Annotated in this window: 13 protein-coding genes; 7 read left to right on the forward strand and 6 right to left on the reverse strand. The window is 71.2% G+C overall.

The window, feature by feature from the left end; genetic code table 11:
- Positions 1-59 precede the first annotated feature (59 nt).
- On the forward strand, positions 60-2,840 hold the full coding sequence (gene polA / locus O5O46_RS07425; RefSeq protein ID WP_269854434.1) for a DNA polymerase I: 2,781 nt from the start codon (positions 60-62) through the stop codon (positions 2,838-2,840).
- Here polA and O5O46_RS07430 read toward each other — a convergent pair.
- The gene (locus O5O46_RS07430; protein WP_269854435.1) at positions 2,807-3,664 is read right to left on the reverse strand and encodes a DUF4184 family protein; all 858 of its coding nucleotides are present in this window, start codon (positions 3,662-3,664) and stop codon (positions 2,807-2,809) included. The two genes, polA and O5O46_RS07430, sit on opposite strands and share 34 nt — an antisense overlap.
- Positions 3,665-3,807: 143 nt before the next feature.
- Between O5O46_RS07430 and O5O46_RS07435 the strand changes: the two genes are divergently transcribed.
- The 3 genes from O5O46_RS07435 (at position 3,808) to O5O46_RS07445 (ending at position 6,317) form a co-directional block, all read left to right on the forward strand.
- Positions 3,808-5,043, forward strand: coding sequence for a lytic transglycosylase domain-containing protein (locus tag O5O46_RS07435; RefSeq protein WP_269854436.1), 1,236 nt, complete (start codon positions 3,808-3,810; stop codon positions 5,041-5,043).
- Between the two features lie 135 nt (positions 5,044-5,178).
- Complete coding sequence (locus O5O46_RS07440; RefSeq protein ID WP_269854437.1) at positions 5,179-5,313, forward strand: SPW_0924 family protein; 135 nt, start codon at positions 5,179-5,181, stop codon at positions 5,311-5,313.
- 14 nt (positions 5,314-5,327) lie between these two features.
- Positions 5,328-6,317, forward strand: coding sequence for a DUF3068 domain-containing protein (locus O5O46_RS07445; protein ID WP_269854438.1), 990 nt, complete (start codon positions 5,328-5,330; stop codon positions 6,315-6,317).
- Here the strand turns inward: O5O46_RS07445 and hrpB are convergent.
- Both hrpB and O5O46_RS07455 read right to left on the reverse strand, forming a co-directional pair.
- Positions 6,314-8,830, reverse strand: a complete 2,517-nt coding sequence (gene hrpB, locus O5O46_RS07450) for an ATP-dependent helicase HrpB (protein WP_269854439.1) — start codon at positions 8,828-8,830, stop codon at positions 6,314-6,316. The two genes, O5O46_RS07445 and hrpB, sit on opposite strands and share 4 nt — an antisense overlap.
- A 4-nt stretch (positions 8,831-8,834) precedes the next feature.
- Positions 8,835-9,662 (reverse strand): class I SAM-dependent methyltransferase, encoded by an 828-nt coding sequence (locus O5O46_RS07455; RefSeq protein ID WP_269854440.1) that lies wholly within the window; start codon positions 9,660-9,662, stop codon positions 8,835-8,837.
- A gap of 360 nt (positions 9,663-10,022) precedes the next feature.
- Between O5O46_RS07455 and rpsA the strand changes: the two genes are divergently transcribed.
- The gene (gene rpsA / locus O5O46_RS07460; protein ID WP_269854441.1) at positions 10,023-11,522 is read left to right on the forward strand and encodes a 30S ribosomal protein S1; all 1,500 of its coding nucleotides are present in this window, start codon (positions 10,023-10,025) and stop codon (positions 11,520-11,522) included.
- Between the two features lie 76 nt (positions 11,523-11,598).
- On the opposite strand, the gene O5O46_RS07465 is transcribed toward rpsA, so the two are convergent.
- Complete coding sequence (locus O5O46_RS07465) at positions 11,599-14,277, reverse strand: GH92 family glycosyl hydrolase (RefSeq protein WP_443072417.1); 2,679 nt, start codon at positions 14,275-14,277, stop codon at positions 11,599-11,601.
- Between the two features lie 286 nt (positions 14,278-14,563).
- Here O5O46_RS07465 and O5O46_RS07470 point away from each other — a divergent pair, with 286 nt between their 5' ends.
- The gene (locus O5O46_RS07470; protein ID WP_269854442.1) at positions 14,564-15,496 is read left to right on the forward strand and encodes a PAC2 family protein; all 933 of its coding nucleotides are present in this window, start codon (positions 14,564-14,566) and stop codon (positions 15,494-15,496) included.
- A gap of 154 nt (positions 15,497-15,650) precedes the next feature.
- On the forward strand, positions 15,651-16,265 hold the full coding sequence (gene coaE / locus O5O46_RS07475) for a dephospho-CoA kinase (protein ID WP_269854443.1): 615 nt from the start codon (positions 15,651-15,653) through the stop codon (positions 16,263-16,265).
- On the opposite strand, the gene O5O46_RS07480 is transcribed toward coaE, so the two are convergent.
- Together O5O46_RS07480 and O5O46_RS07485 are read right to left on the reverse strand one after the other, a co-directional pair.
- Positions 16,249-18,624, reverse strand: a complete 2,376-nt coding sequence (locus O5O46_RS07480; RefSeq protein WP_269854444.1) for an alpha-L-fucosidase — start codon at positions 18,622-18,624, stop codon at positions 16,249-16,251. The two genes, coaE and O5O46_RS07480, sit on opposite strands and share 17 nt — an antisense overlap.
- Positions 18,625-18,805: 181 nt before the next feature.
- Positions 18,806-20,356 carry a N,N-dimethylformamidase beta subunit family domain-containing protein gene (locus O5O46_RS07485; protein WP_269854445.1) on the reverse strand — a complete coding sequence of 517 codons (1,551 nt, stop codon included), beginning with the start codon at positions 20,354-20,356 and terminating at the stop codon, positions 18,806-18,808.
- Positions 20,357-20,554: the final 198 nt, after the last annotated feature.

The following is a 20,554-nucleotide window of genomic DNA, read 5'->3' on the forward strand; positions in this document are numbered from 1 at the left end:
GTTTCGATCCTCCCACGGGCCGCTGACGGCGGGGGCGGGTGGCGGCGCCGCGGGCGGGGATGTCAGTGGTCCGTGGGAGGATCGGAGACGTGGCAGCAAAGGCATCGAAGACGACGGCGAAGAAGACCGCGACGACCACCGGGGCGACCGGAGGCCAGAAGGGAGGCCGCCCGCGCCTGCTCCTGCTGGACGGGCACTCCTTGGCGTACCGGGCGTTCTTCGCGCTGCCGGTGGAGAACTTCAACACCGCCACCGGCCAGCCGACGAACGCGATCTACGGGTTCACCTCGATGCTGGCCAACACGTTGCGTGACGAGCAGCCGACGCATCTGGCGGTGGCGTTCGACGTGTCCCGCAAGACCTGGCGGATGGAGGAGTATCCGGAGTACAAGGCGACGCGTTCCAAGACTCCGGACGAGTTCCGCAGCCAGGTGGAGCTGATCGGCGAGCTGCTGGACGCGATGCGGGTGCCGCGGTTCGCGGTGGACGGCTTCGAGGCCGACGACGTGATCGCCACCCTGGCCACCCAGGCCGAGCGGGCCGGCTACGAGGTGCTGATCGTCACCGGTGACCGGGACTCGTTCCAACTGGTCAGCGAGAACGTGACGGTGCTGTACCCGACCAAGGGCGTGTCCGAGCTGACCCGGTTCACCCCGCAGAAGGTCGAGGAGAAGTACGGCCTCAGCCCCCGGCAGTACCCGGACTTCGCGGCGCTGCGCGGCGACCCGTCGGACAACCTGCCGGGCATTCCCGGCGTCGGTGAGAAGACCGCGGCCAAGTGGATCATCCAGTTCGGCTCGTTCGACGAGTTGGTGAAGCGGGCCGACGAGGTCAAGGGCAAGGTCGGGCAGAGCTTCCGCGACCATCTGGAGGCGGTCACGCTGAACCGCCGGCTCACCGAGATGGTGCGGGACGTCGAACTGCCGGTCGGCCCCGACGGGCTGGGGCGTCAACCGTATGACCGGGCTTCGCTCGATGTGGTGCTGGAGGCGCTGGAGTTCCGGCACGCCAACTTCCGCGAGCGGCTGTACGCGGCCGACCCCGGCACCAGCGAGGCCGCCGAGGCGGTCGGCGACGGGGTGGAGATCGACGGGCGGGTGCTGGCCGCCGGTGAGCTGACCGACTGGCTGGAGGAGCACGGCCGGGGCACGGTCGGGGTGGCCACGGTCGACTCCTGGGCGCTGGGCTCGGGGACGGTCACCGAGATCGCGCTGGCCACCGAGGGAGGACCGGCGGCCTGGTTCGATCCGGCGCATCTGGTGGAGCGGGACGAGAAGGCGTTCGCACGCTGGATCGCGGACCGTGACCGGCCCAAGGTGCTGCACAACGCCAAGGGCGCCATGCGGGTCTTCGCCGAGCACGGCTGGACGGTGGACGGCGTGGCGATGGACACCGCGCTGGCCGCGTACCTGATCAAGCCAGGGCGGCGCTCGTTCGCCCTGGACGCGCTCTCGGTGGAGTATCTGGGCCGTGAGCTGACCACGTCCGAGGGCGACGGCGGGCAGTTGGCGTTCGGTGTGGACGACGGCGCCGAGGCGGAGGCGCTGATGCTCCAGGCCCGTACGGTGGCTGACCTGGGCGAGGTGTTCAGCGCCCGGCTGGCCGCGGACGGCGCGCTGGAGCTGCTGCGGGACGTGGAGCTGCCGATCTCGGTGCTGCTGGCCCGGATGGAGCGGCACGGCATCAGCGCCGACCGCGAGTGGCTTGAGCGCATGGAGCAGCAGTTCGCCGGCGCCGTGCAGCAGGCGGTCGCCGAGGCGCACCGGTCGGTGGGGCACGAGTTCAACCTGGGCTCGCCCAAGCAGCTCCAGGAGGTGCTGTTCGGCGAGCTGGGGCTGCCCAAGACCAAGAAGACCAAGACCGGATACACCACGGACGCCGACGCGCTGGCGTGGCTCGCCGGGCAGACCGACCACGAGCTTCCGGTGATCATGCTGCGCCACCGTGAACAGGCCAGGCTCCGCTCCACCGTTGAGGGCCTGATCAAGACCATCGCGCCGGACGGACGGATCCACACCACCTTCAACCAGACGGTGGCCGCCACCGGACGGCTGTCGTCCACCGACCCCAACCTGCAGAACATCCCGGTCCGCACCGACGAGGGCCGGGCGATCCGCCGGGGCTTCGTGGTCGGCGAGGGTTACGAGTCGCTGCTGACCGCCGACTACAGCCAGATCGAACTGCGGGTGATGGCCCACCTGTCCGAGGACGAGGGCCTGATCGCCGCCTTCACCTCCGGCGAGGACCTGCACACCACGGTGGGTTCGTACGTCTTCGACGTCCCCAGGGCGAGCGTGGACGCCGAGATGCGGCGCAAGATCAAGGCGATGTCGTACGGGCTGGCCTACGGCCTGTCCGCGTTCGGCCTCTCCCAGCAGTTGGGCATCGACGCCGCGGAGGCAAGGGCGTTGATGGACACCTACTTCGAGCGGTTCGGCGGGGTGCGCGACTATCTGCACCGGGTGGTGGAGGAGGCCAGGGTCACCGGCTACACCGAGACGCTGCTGGGCCGCCGCCGCTATCTGCCGGACCTCAACAGCGACAACCGGCAACGCCGGGAGATGGCCGAGCGGATGGCGCTCAACGCGCCGATCCAGGGTTCGGCCGCCGACATCGTCAAGATCGCGATGCTGCGGGTGGACGAGGCGCTGACCAAGGAGGAGCTGCGTTCCCGCACCCTGCTACAGGTGCACGACGAAATCGTGCTGGAGGTGGCGCCCGGCGAGCGCGAGCAGGTCGAGGAACTGGTCCGGCGGGAGATGGCGGGTGCCTACCCGCTGCGTGCCCCGCTCGACGTCTCCGTCGGTCACGGCCCCGACTGGGAGTCCGCCGCGCACTGACCGCCCCGGTCGCGCGAGCGCGCCCGTCTGGCGTGGACCGCGGCGGCGACCGCCGCCGCGGCCGGCACCAGACCCGCGCCCGCGCCGAAGGTGGCGGAGGCGATCAACGACGAGACGTCGCCCGGCCGGTCCCGCCGACAGCGCAGCGCCGCCCCCGCCACCGCGCAGGCCGCCAGCGTCCAGCCGCCCGCCCGCCTGGTCCGCGCCGTCAGCCGGGGCACCGCGGGCGGCGGCGCATGCGGGGCGCGCCGCGACTCCCGTGCCGTCCACAGCCCGAGGGCGGCCAGTCCCGCGGCCGAACTCGCGTACTGCGCCCAGTGGTACAGCGGTACGCCGCACACGGTGCGGCTCAGCACCGGCAACAGGCGTACACCGCCGCGTCCTTGGTGGGTGAAGGCGTCCCAGCCGAGATGCGTGGCCGCCCCGGTCGCCGCCGAGACCCAGAACCATCCGGTGTCCCGCACCGTCGGTGCCGTCGCCCCACCCGTCGCCCCACCCGTCGCCACGCCCAGCAGCGGCGCCGCGCGGCCGCCGATCGGCGGCGGCAGCAAGGCGGTCAGCGGCCCGCGCACCGCCAGCCAGCCAGCCGTCAGCCCGGCCGCGAGCAGCGGATCGAGCACGGCGGCACCGGCCAAACCGTGGGTGGCCCGGCCGTATCGGCCGGTTCCGGGGATCAGCGAGTCGAGGAAGAACGGCACGTCCGGGGCGAGCGACCCGGCGATCAGCCCTGCCGCGAGCAACGGTCCGCGCCCCCGTACCGTGCCTGAGGCATCGGTCCGCAGCAGGGGCAGTACCGCCGCGGGATGGCTGAAGGTGAACGGCATCCACGCCTCCCGTAGCTGTGATTCGCACTGTTCATCACCATCTCTGTCACGGACGGTGGCTCCGGTTCACAAGTTGCCGTAGTGTCCGTTTCGTTGTCGCGCTGGGGAGCGCATACGACACACCATCGGGAGGGAATAGGCGTATGTCTGTGCCGTTCGGCCGACGGATACGCAAGGGTGCGGCGGGCACCGCGATCGCGGCGTTGGCGATGGCAGCGCTCACCGCCTCACAGGCCCCGGGCGTGGCCCTGGGCGTGGCACACGGCAGCACCGTGGCCCCGCCTCCCGGCCCGCCGATCGACGGTGGAAAGCCGTACATCACCAACCTGCCGCCGCTCAACTCGCCGGTGAAGCCCGGCAGTCCCAGCGGGCAGCCCGGTAGCGGGCCGGGTGTGGGGGCGGGTGGCGCGGGCATCCCCGCGACCGTACTCGCCGCGTACCAGAAGGCCGAGGCGGCGCTCCAGAGCAGTCGGCCCGGCTGCCATCTGCGCTGGCAGCTGCTCGCGGCGATCGGCGAGGTGGAGTCCGGCCAGGCGGACGGCGGCAACGTGGACGCCTCCGGCACCACCCGTACGCCGATCCTCGGCCCGGTGCTGGACGGCACCGGGGGCAACGCCAACATCGGTTCCAGCAGCACCAGTTACTACGACGGCGGCCTGTCCTACGCCCGCGCGGTCGGCCCCATGCAGTTCATCCCGTCCACCTGGGCGCAGTGGGGCGCGGACGGCAACGGTGACGGCGTCAAGGACCCCAACAACATCTACGACGCCTCGCTCGCCGCCGCCGACTACCTGTGCGCCGCCGGTGGCGACCTGTCCGACCCCAAGGGCCTGGACCGCGCGATACTGGGCTACAACCACTCCCAGGACTACCTGAACACCGTCAAGGACTGGTACCAGTACTACCTCAACGGTGTGCACCAGATCGCGGACGGCTCCGGTGGCGGCTCGGCGCCCGGTGCCGGGGGCGACCGGATACCGTCGGCGCAGCCGTCGCCGTCGGCCTCGTCCGGCGCCGGAGGCAGGCCGGGCGGTGGACCGTCCGCGTCGCCCTCGCACAGCCCGCTGCCCACCGTGTCGGCCAGCGGCAGTATCGGCCCCGGGCCCAGCGGCAGCCCCTCGCCGCACCCGTCCGGCAGCGGCAGCCCGAGCCCGTCGCCCACCGGGGGGTGCCCCACCGGCTCGCCCAGCCCGTCGCCCTCGCCGTCCGGTAGCGCCAGCCCCTCGCCGTCCCCGAGCCCGTCGCCCTCGCCGAGCGGCAGCGCTTCCGGGTCGCCCTCGCCCTCACCGTCCCCGAGCGGTGGCCGCTGCCCGACACCGAAGCCGAGCGGCGACGCCAGCCCCTCGCCGTCCGCCGCGCCCAGCCAGTCGGCGCACTGAACCCACGGCAACGCAAAGGAGGGCCGGGTCGACGCGACCCGGCCCTCCTGACGTTGCGTCAGCGAACTTGTTCTCATTTGGCGTTCCGGTTGCTACCGTGCGTCGGGCCCCGCAGCCCACACCGGGAGGCTGTCCATGCGCGCCCTGATCGCCGCGGCCGTCGGACTCGCCGCCGCGCTGGCCCTGGTCATGACGATCACCGCGATCGGGGCGCCGGCGGGCAGCACCTCACCGAAGCCGCTCATGACCACCGTCCCGCGGCATCCGTGAAGGGGGCCGGGAGAATGCGCCGCAAAGCCAGCCTGGTACTGCTCGGATTCGCCGCGTTCTGCGCCGCGTTGTCACCACTGCTGCGCTGGTACGCCTTTCCCCGGCTGGCGAAGATCCCGGCCAACGAATACCAGGTCGTCGTCCTCCAGGCGAAGAACCCGACCCTGCTCGACTACACCCGGATGAAGGACGTCACCGTTCCCGAAGTGAACATCGTGCAGACGCTGCGCGGTAATGTGCGGGCGGCGGAACAGGTCAAGAAGCAGACCGGCCGCGATGTCGTCGTCTGGGACGCGCTGTCCTACATCGCCGACCCGCACGGCGCCATGGTCTCCGAGATCCCCGAACGCTACGTCTTCGACGCCCACTCCCAGGCACCCGTGCACGCGGGCGGCGAGAGCGTGGACGGCGACCCGGTGCGGCGCCAGGGCATAGAGTTCAAGTGGCCGTTCCTCACCCAGAAACGCGACTACTACTACTTCGACGCCCAGACCCGCACCTCCGCCCCCATCCACTACCGGGGCACGCGGAACTTCCACGGCCTGAAGGTCTACTACTTCGAGCAGACCATTCCATGGACCAAGGTGCCGCTGCCGAAGAAGATGCCGCTCGGCGTGACACCCGCCGTCGTCACCGCCGCCGGAATGGAACGCTGGTACACCACCAAGCGGATGTTCTGGGTGGACCCGGTAACCGGCGCACCGGTCAACGGCGAGGAGATCCACAAGGAGGAGATGCGCTATATCGGCGACCCGCGGAAAACACCGCTGATCGCCTTCGCGGGCGATGTGAAGATGCGGCCCGACTACGTCGACTCGACCGTCGAACTCGTCAAGGAGCAGCGGCAGTTGGTCCTCGCACTCACCAGCTATCTGCCCTGGGGCTTCCTGGGCCTGGGCGCCGCGCTGCTGGCCACCGCCCTGGTGCTGGAAGCCCGCGACCGCCGCGGCGGCGCGTCCAGTACGGACACCGTGGAACCGACCCCGCGGCCGGTGCCCGCCTAGGACCGTCCGTTCGTCCGCCGTGTCGCCCGCGCCGTCGAAGGGTCCTCGGGCCAAGGGTGCTTGGGATAGCGTCCGCGCAACTCCGCGCGCACCGCCCGGTACCCGTCCCGCCAGAACGACGCCAGATCCGAGGTGACCGCCGCCGGACGCCCGGCGGGGGAGAGCAGATGCACCAGCAGCGGCACCCGCCCGCCCGCGATCCGCGGCGTCTCCTGCCAGCCGAACAACTCCTGGAGCTTCACCGCCAGCACCGGCTGCCCTTCGCCGTACGACACCCGGATCCGGGAGCCGCTGGGCACCTCGACCCGCTCCGGCGCCAACTCCTCGAACCGGGCCGCCTCCCCGCCGGCCCACGGCAGCAGCCGGGACAGCGCGGCGCCCGCGTCCACCCGTTCCAGATCCGCCCGGCGCCGGGCCGCGCCCAGCTCCGGGCCCAGCCACTCCTCGACGCGGTCCAGTAGCGCCCCGTCCGACACATCCGGCCACGGCGCGCCCAACTCCCCGTGCAGGAACGCCAGTCGCTGCCGCAGCCCCTCCGCCTCCCGGCTCCACCGCAGCACACCGGTGCCCTCCCGGCGCAGCCCGTCAAGCAGCGCCGCCCGCACCGCCTCCGGGTCGGGGGAGCGCAGCGCCCGTGACGACAGCTCGATCGCCCCCAGCCGCCGCACCTCGCGGGCCACGACGTCCCCGTCCCACGCCACCTCCTGGTAGGAGGACAGCAACGGCGCCGCAGCCGTGCGCGCCGTCTCCTCGTCGATCACCGCGGCCAGCCGCGCCCGCGCCGAGGCGGCCGAAACCGGACGGTCCGCCACCGCCACCGCCAGCCAGTCCGCCCCCGACAGCCGGGTGCCGTCGGCGAGTTCGGCCGCCGTGCCCGAGGCCATCAGATATCCGCCGGCACGCCTCCTGGCCACCCGCTCCGGGAAGGCCAGTGCGGCCACCAACCCGGCCGCGAGGTCGTCGGCGAGCCCGCCGTCCGACGCCGTGCCCGCACGGGACTCCGCCACGCCGCCCTCAGCGGCAACCGCCGTCAGACGCTTCGCCTCCGCTCGCCAGCGTCCGCCGTAACCGTCACCGCCCCGCCGGGCCGAGCGCCACGCCCCGGCCAGATCATCCCCGTACTCCCGGGGTGGCTCCTCACTGAGCAGCGCCACCACCTCGGCCGCCCGGCGCGCGCCGATCAGCCGCGCGCCGTCCAGCAGCGCCCGCGCCAGCCGGGGATGCAGTCCCATTCCGGCCATGCGCCGCCCGCGGTCCGACACCCGGTCGTCCGGGCCGAGCGCCCCGACCGCCCGCAGCGTCTCTCGCGCAGCCGCCATCGCGCCCGCCGCGGGGGCGTCCAGCAGCGCCAGACCGGACGCGTCCGGATCACCCCAGCACGCGACCTGCAGCGCGAACGCCGCCAGGTCCGCCACCGCGATCTCCGGTGCGGGCCGGGCCGGATGACCGACGTCATCGGCCCGCGACCAGCAGCGGTACACCGTGCCCGGCCCCTCGCGCCCGGCCCGGCCGGCGCGCTGACGGGCCGCCGCGTGGGAAACCCGAACGGTCGTCAGCGCGCCCAGGCCGCGTGCGTGGTCGGTGCGCGGCTCACGGGCCAGACCGCAGTCGACCACCACCCGCACGCCCGGCACCGTAAGACTGGACTCGGCCACCGAGGTGGCCAGCAGCACCCGCCGCCGGGCGCCCGGCGCGAGCGCAGCGTCCTGCACCGCGGCGGGCGCCCGCCCGTGCAGTTGCAACACCTCCACGCCATCGACGCGCCCCAGCGCCCCGGCGACCCTCGCGATCTCCCCGACGCCCGGCAGGAAGCACAGCACATCCCCCTCGCGCTCCCGCAGCGCACGCCGCACCACCGACGCCGTGTGCTCCAGCAGCGCCGGATCCACCCGCATCCCGTGCGGCGGCCGTACCGCACGCGCCGGAGGCGCCCACACCACATCGACCGGATGCAGCACGTCCCGCGCCTCGACCACCGGTACATCGCCCATCAGCCGCGCCCACGCCGCGGTGTCCGTCGTCGCCGACGCCGCCACCACGCGCAGCTCCGGGCGCAGCGCGGCGCGCACGTCCAGCACGAACGCCATCACGGTGTCCGCGTCCAGATGCCGCTCATGGCACTCGTCGAGCAGCACCACGTCCACACCGGGCAGTTCGGGATCGCGCTGCAACCGCTGGAGCAGCACGCCCGTCGTCACCACCTCTACGACGGTACGCCGTGAAACCTTCCGCTCCCCACGAATCGTGAACCCGACCCGGTCCCCGGCCTCCTCGCCCAGCAGCCAGGCCATCCGGCGGGCCGCCGCCCGTACCGCCATCCGCCGCGGCTCGGCCACCAGAACCCGCCGCACCGGTGCGCCGTCCAGCAGCCCGGCCAGCACCAGCGGTACCAGCGTCGTCTTGCCGGTGCCCGGCGGCGCCGCCAGCACCGCGCCACCGTGCTCGTCAAGGGCGGCCAGCAGCGCGGGCAGCACGTCGCGTACCGGCAGGTCGAGTGCCGCGGTCCGGATCACGCGGTCAGTCCCGTACGCACACGAAGATCGCCGTGCCCGGCAGCAGCGCCCCGCGCAGCGGGGACCAGCCGCCCCACTCCTGGGTGTTCCACTCCGGCCAGCGCGGCTCCACCAGGTCGACCAGCCGGAAACCGGCCGCCGCTATCTCCCGCACCCGGTCCCCGACGGTGCGGTGGTGCTCCACGTACACGGCGGTGCCGTGCTCGTCCTGCTCGACATAAGGGGTGCGGTCGAAGTACGACGCGGTGGCGGTCAGCCCCTCGGGGCCCGGCTCGTCCGGGAAGGCCCAGCGGATCGGGTGGGTGACCGAGAAGACCCAGCGCCCGCCCGGCCGCAGCACCCGGTGCACCTCGCGCATCACCCGCGCCGAGTCGGCCACGAACGGCACCCCGCCGTACGCGGAGCACGCCAGGTCGAACGAGCCGTCCGCGAACGGCAGCGCGCCCGCGTCCGCCTGCACCAGCGGGAAGCCGCCGCCGATCCGGCGGGAGTGCCGCAACTGCCGGTACGACAGGTCCAGCGCCACCGGCCGGGCGCCCCGCCCCGCCAGCCAGCGCGAGCACTGCGCCGCACCGCAGCCGATCTCCAGCACCGACCGTCCGGCCAGCTCCCGCGCCGGGCCGAGCAGCGCGGCCTCGGCCTCGTCCAGGCCCTCGGGGCCCCAGACGAAGCGGTCGTCGCCCAGGAACGTGCCGTGTTCGGCCTGGTACTCGTCGGCGTTGCGGTCCCACCACCCCCGGCTCGCCCGGCTGCTCTCGGCGGTGTCCGCGGTGCGCCGCACCGCTTCCGGCTCGGGCTGGTCGACGGTGTCGGACGGGGAGTCTTGGATCATCGCGGCGGTCGTCGTACTCTCATCGGAGGATTCGGGGTTCCGCGGGTCACGGACCTCGGGGGAGCTGGGGCTGGGCGGTTTGTACCGGGTATGTGACGTTGCGTCCCTGGTATGCCTCTTCGCGCATTGACCGTGCCCGGCTGCCCCCGTATGCTACAAGTTGCGCTGCGGGCCTGCGCGCCTCGGACGGAGCAGGCTGCGCTCGCATCTGTTGTAGACCTCTCGGTTGTTGAGGCGATGTCCGTAGATTCCAGATCACGGATCCACCGCCTCGAGGCTGTCCGGAATCGGCAGAGGCGATACGGGCTCTCGGCGTAGCAGTACCTACGACTTACTGTCCGTACCGGAGTCCTTTCCCTAATGACGAGCAGCACCGAGGCCCCTCGCACCACCCCGCAGGTGGCGGTCAACGACATTGGTTCCGAGGAAGCCTTCCTCGCCGCGATCGACGAGACGATCAAGTACTTCAACGACGGCGACATCGTCGACGGCGTCATCGTGAAGGTCGACCGGGACGAGGTCCTGCTCGACATCGGTTACAAGACCGAGGGCGTCATCCCCTCCCGTGAGCTTTCGATCAAGCACGACGTCGACCCGAACGAGGTCGTCGCCGTGGGTGACGAGATCGAGGCCCTGGTCCTCCAGAAGGAGGACAAGGAAGGCCGCCTGATCCTCTCCAAGAAGCGCGCCCAGTACGAGCGCGCCTGGGGCACCATCGAGAAGATCAAGGAAGAGGACGGCATCGTCACCGGTACCGTCATCGAGGTCGTCAAGGGTGGTCTCATCCTCGACATCGGCCTCCGCGGCTTCCTCCCCGCCTCCCTGGTCGAGATGCGCCGCGTCCGCGACCTGCAGCCGTACGTCGGCAAGGAGCTCGAGGCCAAGATCATCGAGCTGGACAAGAACCGCAACAACGTGGTCCTGTCCCGCCGTGCCTGGCTGGAGCAGACCCAGAGCGAGGTCCGCCAGACCTTCCTCACCACCCTGCAGAAGGGCCAGGTGCGCTCCGGCGTCGTCTCCTCCATCGTCAACTTCGGTGCCTTCGTGGACCTGGGTGGCGTCGACGGTCTGGTCCACGTCTCCGAGCTGTCCTGGAAGCACATCGACCACCCGTCCGAGGTCGTCGAGGTCGGCCAGGAGGTCACGGTCGAGGTCCTGGACGTCGACATGGACCGCGAGCGCGTCTCCCTGTCGCTCAAGGCGACCCAGGAAGACCCGTGGCAGCAGTTCGCCCGTACCCACCAGATCGGCCAGGTCGTTCCGGGTAAGGTCACCAAGCTGGTGCCGTTCGGTGCGTTCGTCCGCGTGGACGAGGGCATCGAGGGTCTGGTCCACATCTCCGAGCTGGCCGAGCGCCACGTGGAGATCCCGGAGCAGGTCGTCCAGGTCAACGACGAGATCTTCGTCAAGGTCATCGACATCGACCTGGAGCGCCGCCGCATCAGCCTCTCGCTGAAGCAGGCCAACGAGTCCTTCGGCGCCGACCCGGCCTCGGTCGAGTTCGACCCGACCCTCTACGGCATGGCCGCGTCCTACGACGACCAGGGCAACTACATCTACCCCGAGGGCTTCGACCCGGAGGCCAACGACTGGCTGCCGGGCTACGAGAAGCAGCGCGAGGAGTGGGAGCGCCAGTACGCCGAGGCGCAGACCCGCTTCGAGCAGCACCAGCAGCAGGTCATCAAGTCCCGCGAGGCCGACGCCGAGGCGGCGGCCGAGGGCGGCCAGGCCGCTCCGCAGGGCGGCGGCCAGGCGTCCGGCGGCTCGTACTCCTCGGAGTCGGCCGACAACTCCGGCGCCCTGGCTTCGGACGAGGCGCTGGCCGCGCTTCGCGAGAAGCTGGCCGGTGGCCAGAGCTGAACGCTTCCCGCTGAGGGCTAGCTGAGACGAAGCCCCGCCTCCCCTTCCGGGAGGCGGGGCTTCGTCATTCACTTGTTCAGGTGACGGTGATGGTCGCGGTACGGGCGACGGTGGCGCCTTGACCGTCCCTCACCCGGACCACCACCTGGTACGTGCCGGGCGCCGTGCCCGCGGGGACGGTCACCCGGACCGGCACCTCGGCGGTGGCGGGCAGGTTGTCGGAGCGCAGGCTCAACCCCCGCTGTGCCGGGTCGGCGGTCAGCGGGCCGCCGGGGGTGACGGTCAGCGTGCCGGTCGCGGTGCCGGGGTCGGTGAGCACCGCGTCGGCGGTCAGGGTCACGGTGCCGCCCGCCGAGGTGGTGGCGGTCGGCGGGGTCAGCCCAAGCGCCAGATGGTGCTGGGCGACCGGACGGCCCTCGATCGTCGGAGGAGCGTCGGTCGGCTTCGTCCCCCACGCGGAAGGTTTACTTCCGACGGTGAAGGCGATATCCCGTCCTGCCCGCAGATCGCCGGTCGTGACATACGTCGCCGAACGCGCCCGGCCGCCCACCCGCACCGACTGGATGTACCGCTTGCTGTCCGAAGTGCCCGGAGCGGTGATGGTGAGATGGCCGCGCGGGTAGTAGTGCTGGTCCAGGGTCAGATCGACCCGGTCGAAGATTGGGGTGGACAGGGCCCAGGTGTCCACTCCGGAGGTCACCGGGAAGATCCCGATCGCGGAGAGCACCTGCCATGAGGACATCGTGCCCAGGTCGTCGTTTCCGGTGAGGCCGTCGGGCGAGTTGGTGAACAGCGTCAGCGCCGCGTGCACCACGTCCGTGGACTTCCATGGCTGCCCGGTGGACAGATAGGTGTAGGGGGCGAGGATGTCCGGCTCGTTGTCAGGGTTGTACTTGTCCTGGTTGTAATAGGTGTACGGCCCGTTCACCCAGATGTTGCGGGCGGTTCCGGCCGGGTCCTTGAGCAACTGCGGATAGGCGAAGAAGGAGTCCAGCCGCTTGTTGGTGGCGACCGCGCCGCCAATCAGCTTCGTCAGCCCGGGGATGTCCTGCGGAACGAGCCACAGATACTGCCAGGCCGTGCCCTCGTGGAATCCCACGCTCTTCTTGGGGTCGGCGGGCCCGGTGAAAACCCCTTGCGGGTCACGGGCCCGGAAGAATCCGGTGCGCTGGTCGAAGATGTTGCGGTAGTTCTGGCCGCGCGCCAGGTAGCGCCGGGCGTCCGCCTCGTGGCCGAGCCTGTGCGCCATCGTGCTCAGGGCCGCGTCCGACAGCGCGTACTCCAGGGTGGCCGACGGGCCGTGGTCGTAGTCGAAGTCCCCTGGCTTGTGCGGGGCGTTGGGGTCCAGCGGTACGTAACCGTCCACCAGGTAGCGCGGGTTGCCGCCGCGACCCTCGTAGGGGGAACCGGCGGGCGGCACCGAGTCGGCGTTCTTCTTCAGCGCCTGGTACGCCTCCTGTTCATGGCCCGCCAACAGCCCCTGGTTGTAGGCGTTCACCAGGAACGGGGTGACCGGGTCGCCGGTCATGATGTTGGTCTCGACCGTGGCGTAGGCCCACTTGGGCAGCCAGCCGCCCTGGTCGTTCACCTTCAGCAGCGATAGGGCCATGTCCCGCATCTGGGCGGGAGCGAGCAGCGACAGCAACTGCGCCTGGGTGCGGTAGACGTCCCACAGCGACCAGTTCTGGTAGTACGTGAACCCATCGGCCTTATGTACGCGGCCATCCCAGCCGGTGTATGAGCCGTCCACGTCGCTGCCCGTGTTGGGGGACAGCAGGGCACGGTAGAGCGAGGAGTAGAAGGTCCGGCGCCGCTCATCGCTGCCGCCCTGTACCCGAACCCGCTCCAGCCAGTGCTCCCAGGACTGCTGGGCCGCCCGGGCGGTGCCGTCGAAGGTGCCGCGGCCCTCCTGGGCGAGGTTGCGCCTGGCGCCGTCGACGCTCACATAGCTGATCGCGGTGGTGGCGGTCACCGTGCGCTGGGACGTGGTGTCGAAGCGCAGGTAGGCGCCGCGCAGCCCACCGCCGGACGAGGAGTCGGACCCGTCGGTGACCGTACCGCCGCTCCAGGTGCCGTGATCGGTGAACGGGCGGTCGAAGCGGGTGACCGTGTATACCGTGTAGGGCCTGGTGTCCTGACAGAAGCCATGGCCGGTGATGGTCGTGGCCACCGTGCGGTTGTCCAGCACGGTGACCGTGCTGGAGCTGACGCTGTGCAGCGCCTGCCCGCTGTTGAGCAGCACATTGGCCTTGGTGGTGGCGGGGAAGGTGTAGCGCTGCCATCCCGTGTGGGTGGAGGCCGTCAGCTCCGCGGTGATGCCGCCGTACGAGGACAGCCCCACCCGGTAGTAGCCGGGGGACGCCTGCTCCTGGGCGTGCGAGTAGGAAGCGGCGTATTTCGCGTAGTCGGTGGAGGAGATGTCGCCGGTGGTGGGCAGTACGGGGAGGTCGCCCCCGATGCCGCAGCCCACCCCCGACAGGTGCACCGCGCTGAAGCCGCGGATGGTGGTCTGGTCGTAGTCGTAGCCGGTGTCGTGCCCGGTGTCGGGGGAGAGCTGCACCATCCCGAACGGCACGGCGGCGCCCGGGTAGGTGTTCCCCTCGTTCTGCGTTCCGATGAACGGGTTGACCAGGTCGGTGAGTTGGCCCCCCGGGGAGGGGGCGGCGTGTGCGGTGGACGTCAGTGCGCTTGTGAAGAAGGCCGCCGCGAAGACGGCGACCAGAGGTGACTTCAGGCGCGGGCCGAGTGATCTCACTCTGTGGTGGGATCCCGCCCGGCGCGGGGTTCTGCCGCGTCGGGCGGCGAACGGTCCGATGGTGCCGCGGTGCGTCGGTCGATGGCTCAAGGCTCGGCGTCCCTTCCTGGCGACATCGTTGTCAGTCCCGGGGTTGCGCACAGCTGCTCGGTGGATCTTCGGCCCCGCTGATCTGCACTGTCAAGGTCGCGTCAACTCAAGGTGACGGTCTGCGGGTTGGTGGCTCGGGAATGTCAGTGGGGCGCCTTACGTTGGTAGCAGGGGAGAGTGGGAAGGGACGGTCACGGTGCTTGATCCGCAGAGTCTTTACGAGTTCGAGCCGGACGGCGTCCACGCGGTCGATTCCGCGGACGCCGGCGGCCTGGTGCTGCTCTACCACCTGGAGGGCTTCATCGACGCGGGCGACACCGGCGAGCAACTCGTCGACGAGCTGCTGGAGAACCTCGACCACCAGGTCGTGGCGCGGTTCGACGTGGACCAGCTGCTGGACTACCGCGCCCGCCGCCCGCTGATGACGTTCCAGCGCGACCACTGGTCGGGCTATGAGGCGCCCGAGCTGGCGCTGCGCCTGATGAAGGACACCACGGGCACACCGTTCCTGCTGCTGTCCGGACCGGAGCCGGACGTCCAGTGGGAGCGGTTCGCCGAGGCGGTGGGCGGGCTGGTCGAGCGGTTCGGCGTGCGGCTCTCGATCAACTTCCACGGCATTCCGATGGGTGTGCCGCACACCCGCCCGGTCGGTCTGACCCCGCACGGCAACCGGACCGATCTGACGCCGGGGCACCGCAGTTGGTTCGACGAGGCGCAGGTGCCCGGCAGCGCGGACTCGCTGATCGAACTGCGGCTGGGCCAGGCGGGGCACGATGTGCTGGGCGTGGCCGCCCATGTGCCGCACTACCTGGCCCGCTCGCCGTACCCGGACGCTTCGCTGGCGGTGCTGGAGGCGGTGACCGCCGCCACCGGTCTGGTGCTGCCCGGTCCGGCGCACGCGCTGCGCGCTCAGGCGTACACGGTCCAGGAGGAGATCGAGCGGCAGCTGGCCGAGGGCGACGCGGAGTTGACTTCGGTGGTCCGCGGGCTGGAGAACCAGTACGACGCCCTGGCGGGCGCGGGCGGCCGGGAGAGCCTGCTCGCCGAGCCCGCGGATCTGCCTTCCGCCGACGATCTCGGCGCGGAGTTCGAGCGCTTCCTCGCCGAACGCGAGGCGGACGGCAGCTGAGGGGCGCGGCTGACGCCGTGTCCGACGGAGTGTGGCTCCGGCGGCGCGGCCGGTTCGGCGCCGCCGGAACGCGCCGTTTCGGTTGCCTGCCGCCGCGCGGTTTTCGAGGCGGGCACGCCGAGCCCCGGATCGGGCGAAGGCATACCCTGGAGCCGTGTTGAAGGTGGGACTGACCGGCGGTATCGGCGCCGGCAAGAGTGAGGTGTCGCGGCTGCTCGCCTCGTACGGCGCGGTCGTGATCGACTCCGACCGTATCGCCCGGGAGGTGGTGGAGCCGGGGACCCCCGGGCTGGCCGCCGTGGTGGCCGAGTTCGGCAAGTCGGTGCTGGCCGCTGACGGCAGCCTGGACCGACCGAAGCTCGGTGGGATCGTTTTCGCCGATCCGGAACGCCTCAAGGCGCTCAACGCCATCGTGCACCCCCTGGTCCGCGACCGCTCCGCGCAACTGGAGGCCGCGGCGGCCGACGACGCGATCGTCGTCCATGACGTCCCGCTGCTGACCGAGAACGGCCTCGCCCCCCTCTTCGACCTGGTGGTCGTGGTGGACGCCGCCCCGCACACCCAACTCGACCGGCTGGTCAGGCTGCGCGGAATGGCCGAGGACGAGGCCCGCTCCCGGATGGCCGCACAGGCCAGCCGGGACCAGCGGCTCGCCATCGCCGACCTCGTGATCGACAACGACGGACCGCTGGCAGACCTCGAACCGCGGGTGCGCGAGATCTGGGAGGCGTTGCGGGAGCGCGCCCGCGACCTCAGCCGCCCCAACTGACCTTGAACACCCAGGCGTACTCCCCGGCCGCCCGCGCGGCGGCCGGGACCTGGACGGTGAGCGTGTCACCGGTGAAGTCCCACTCCAGGGCGCGGTGGTAGCCGAGCATGGTCACCTTGTCGCCCTTGCGGATGGGCACCGGGGCCCGCACCACCAGTTTGCTGCCCGGCTCGGTGAGCGAGGAGATGTAGAACGCCTGGTTCTGCCGGACGGAGAACCGCAGGTCGCCGAGTTGTGCCAGCCGTGACCAGTAGGTGGTGCCGTACACCGACTCGCCGTTGACCGCCAGCCAGCGCCCGGTCTGCCGTAGCCGGGTCTGCATGATCTCCGGAATGGTGCCGTCCGAGCGCGGCCCGATGTCCAGCAGGAAGTTGCCGTTCTTGCTGACGATGTCGACCAGGGTGTGCACCACCTCTTGCGCGGTCATGTACTGGTCGTCGGGCGTGGCCTGGTTGTAGCCGTAGGAGTGCGGATCCAGGCCGCGGCTCGCCTCCCATTTGGCGATCACGGTGTTGTTGTACGTGGTGTACTCGGGCGTGGTGAAGTCGTGCGGGGCGATCCCGGAGCGGTTGTTGACGGTCACGTCCTTGGGCCGCGGCCGGTTCTTGGCGTGGTTGAAGTAGTCCGCCAGCACGTCATGGCTGTCGTTCACGCCGCCGATGTCGCACCAGATGACGTCCGGGTCGTAACCGTGCACCAACTCCCGCATCTGCGGGGCCTGGTAGTCCTTCACATAGTCCCGGCCAGGGGTGTATCCGGTGTACGGAACCGGTGCCAGGGTGTACGGGTTGCGCGGCGCGTGGCCCATCCACGGGTTGTCGGGGTTGAACCACTCCGGCATGGAGAAGTACAGCCCGTTGCGCAGCCGCGGGGTGTACGTACGCGACGCGGTGAACAGCTCCTTGACCAGGTCCCGGTGCGGGCCCATGCGTACCGCGTTGCGGTCCGAGACCTTGGTGTCCCACAGCGCGAAGCCCTCATGGTGCTTGGAGGTCAGTACGTAGTACTCGGCGCCCGCGTCCTGGAACAGCTCGACCCAGGCGCGCGGGTCGAAGCGCCGCGCGGTGAACATCGGGATGAAGTCGTCGTAGGCGAAGTCCTCGCCGTACCGGCCCGCGTGGTAGGAGTACACCGGATTCGACGGGCTCTGCATCGAGTTCCAGTACCACTCCGCATAGGTGCCGCCCACCGGCGCCCAGGCGGGCACCGAGTAGACGCCCCAGTGGATGAAGATCCCGAACTTCGCGTCGTCGAACCAGTAAGGGGCCTGGTGGGTGCCCAGTGAGGCGTCTGTCGGCTGGTAGTCGGGCGTACCGAGCACCAGGCCGGTGCGTCGGGCGGCGGCGCGCCCGCCCCTGCCGTCCACCGCGACCGTACCGGTGCGGGCGGTACCGGCCCTCGTCCCGGCCGAGTTGCGGATGCCGACCCGTACCCGGGCCTGCTCGCCCGGGGCCAGCGCGGTCACCGGTGCGGGCGCCACGGTACGGGCGCCGTCGACGTCGACGGCGACCCGCACCGCGTCGGCGGCGCCGATCCACACCGTGCCCGCGTTGACCACGGTCGCCTCGACGCTCTGGGTGCGCGGATCCAGCAGGGAGTTGGTGGAGGCGGCGGTCCGCAGCTGCAACGCCCGCCCCTGCGCGGCCGGTTGCAGGGACAGCGCGAACACGTGCAGGGCAGGGGAGTTGGCCTTGGCGGGGCCGATGTCCGGCAGGGTGATGGCCACCGCGCGGCGGGCCGGGTCCAGCCACAGCTCCGCCATGCCGATGGAGACCGGATGCTGGTCGGTGCCGCCGGGGCCGTAGCGGAACGGCGTGCTCAGCACGCCGCCGCCGGAGTACCAGTCGGTACCGCCGAGTTGGGCCTGTGAGGTGCTGCCGTCCTGGTACGTGACGGTGGCGGTGCCGGAGGCGTCACCGTAGCTGGCGGCCACCAGCAGCTGGGCCGACAGGTACGCGCCCGGTGCCGGCAGAGCGATGCGCTGGCCCGTCGCCACCACGTTGTTCTTGGCGCCGGCAGCCGACGAGGGGAACAGAAACGGTACGCCGTCGACCACCGTGCGTCCCGCGGGCGGTAGCCGCTCACCGGGGAAGGCGTAACCGGAACCGTCGAAGTCACCGTCGCGGGCGTTCGCGGTGTCGATGCCGTCGTTGTCGAAGCAGCCGTCGAGCGGAACGGGAACCGCCTCCGGAACCGGGACCCAGGACGGCCCCGGGGCGGACGGCGGTTGGCCCGCCGCGTGTGCGGTCCCGGCGACGAACGGGACGGCGACCGCGGCGCCCAGCGCGGTACCCAGCACCTGGCGTCTGGGAAGTCCGGTGGCGCCGTCGCGCCCGGGGTGGGTGGGGGAGTCGTTCATGTGCCCTCCGATGGGTGCGTTGTCGCATGGAGTGGCTCAAGCGGATGGATACATCCGATGAGTCATCTTTGGGAGGGCGTCAAAGGGTGTCAATAGACCGAGCAGTACGGGTTGTTGGCAGAAAGATCCCAGGTTTGGGAGGGCAGGAGGCACTGAGTGGGTCAGGGCTCCCTCGGAGGTATCACCACAGGTTCTGCTTGGCCCAGGTCGGGTCGCCGTCGTACGGGTGGTACTCCTCCAAGGTGTCCTTCGCCGGATGGGTGCGCCCGGCCGGTCCCGCGGCGAAGACGCGGAACATGTTCGCCGTGACCCGCGAGGTGAACTCGGCGGTATGCGGCGGAATCCCATGCCCCGGATCGTCGGTGAGCGACTCCACCCAGCGCATGGTGCCGGTGTTGAACACGCCCGCGCCGCTCCCCGTGGTGTAGTAAGCGGAGTCTCCGAAGGAACGTACTCCACGGCACACCAGCCTGGAGTGGGCGACTATCTCCAGCGGACGGGGCGTGTCCTGGCCGGAGTTGACCCGGTCGTACTCGGTGCCGACCAGATTGGCGAAGCTGGTACCACGGCTGACGCCGGTCCCCTCGAACAGCCAGTGTCCGGGATCGGCCACCACGTAGGGCGCCGATGTCGGATTCGACTCGTACAACGTGCCCGTCATCGAACTCTCCGGCCGGGGGTGCGGCGCCGCCCGCCAGTCGGTGGTCACCGCCGCGTCGTCCTTGCCGTTCATCGGGTCGTGCGGCCAGTCGGTCTTGTAGCAGACGACCAGACGGCGCTGGCCCGTCGGCGCCGGCTCAAGACGGATCCGGCGGAAGCAGGCGTTCGCACCGAGGAAGGCGAGGTTGCACCCGGCGTCCCTGGCCGCGGTCACCCGCTCGCGCATCGCCGGGGTCCAGTACTCGTCATGGCCGAGCGAGATGATCGCCCGTGCCCCGTACAGCAGTCGGGGGTCACGGTCGATGTCCATGTTCGTCACATAGGCGAGCGGCAGCCCCAGCTTCTCCGCGAGCGCTATCGCGGGCTGCTCGTAGGTGGTGAACAGCGGCGCGCCGTCCCGGTCGTAGGGCCGGTCGCAACTGACCGCCAGCGAGCGGTTGTCGTAGTCGGACTTGCCGCCCGGCCCCTGGTAGAGGCTGCGGCCGCCCCAGGTGTTGTACGCCTGCCAGGTGCCGACCGCGTTGACCAGCACCAGCTTGCCCGCGGTGGACGCGGAGCGGACGGTGATCGGCACATACCGCTGCTCCCCGGAGTCCGTGGTCAGCCGGATCAGATAGGCCCCCTCCGGCCAGCCCCGGGTACTGACCCCCAGGGACGGCTGCCAACCCGCCGAGACGGTGCGCGTGTCGCCGTGCGCCGCCGGAACCGGCCGTGCGCCGCCGGGTATGCGCTCCGAGGCCCACACCCTGCGCGCCTGCGCGCCCCCGTACCAGCCCATCCGGAACGCCTCGGCGCGGAATCCGGCTGCGGTGGTGGAGACATGGAGGTGGAACGTCTCGCCGGGCAGCACGCTGACCTGGTCCGCGTAGCCCTCCACCGCCCGGTCGGGGCCCCGGTGCGTCAGCCCCCAGTCGCGGTCGCCGGGCAGCGCGTTCTCGGCCGCCACCGGGTCCGCCGTGGTCGTCCGTCCCGCCGAGCCGCCGCCCGAGGTGCAGCCGGCGGCCAGCGCGCCCACGCCCACGCTCGCCGCGGCGCCGAGGAAGTGCCGACGGTCCCAGTCCGCGTTGCCCATGACGTACTCCTCGATACGACCCCGTCACTCTGCGCACGCCCGTGCGCACAGTCGGTGACCCGCCTGTTTCCGTTCCACGGGACCCACCGTGCGACGGACGCCCGCTCCCTGCAGCGGACGGGCGCCACGGACGGCGCTCGCGCCACGGCCGCGAGCGGGCCGCCCCCGGTCGGCGAACCGATGCTGGGCGTTGCTCCA

It is taken from the genome of Streptomyces sp. RPT161, assembly GCF_027533845.1.
Taxonomy (GTDB): Bacteria; Actinomycetota; Actinomycetes; order Streptomycetales; family Streptomycetaceae; genus Streptantibioticus_A; species Streptantibioticus_A silvisoli_A.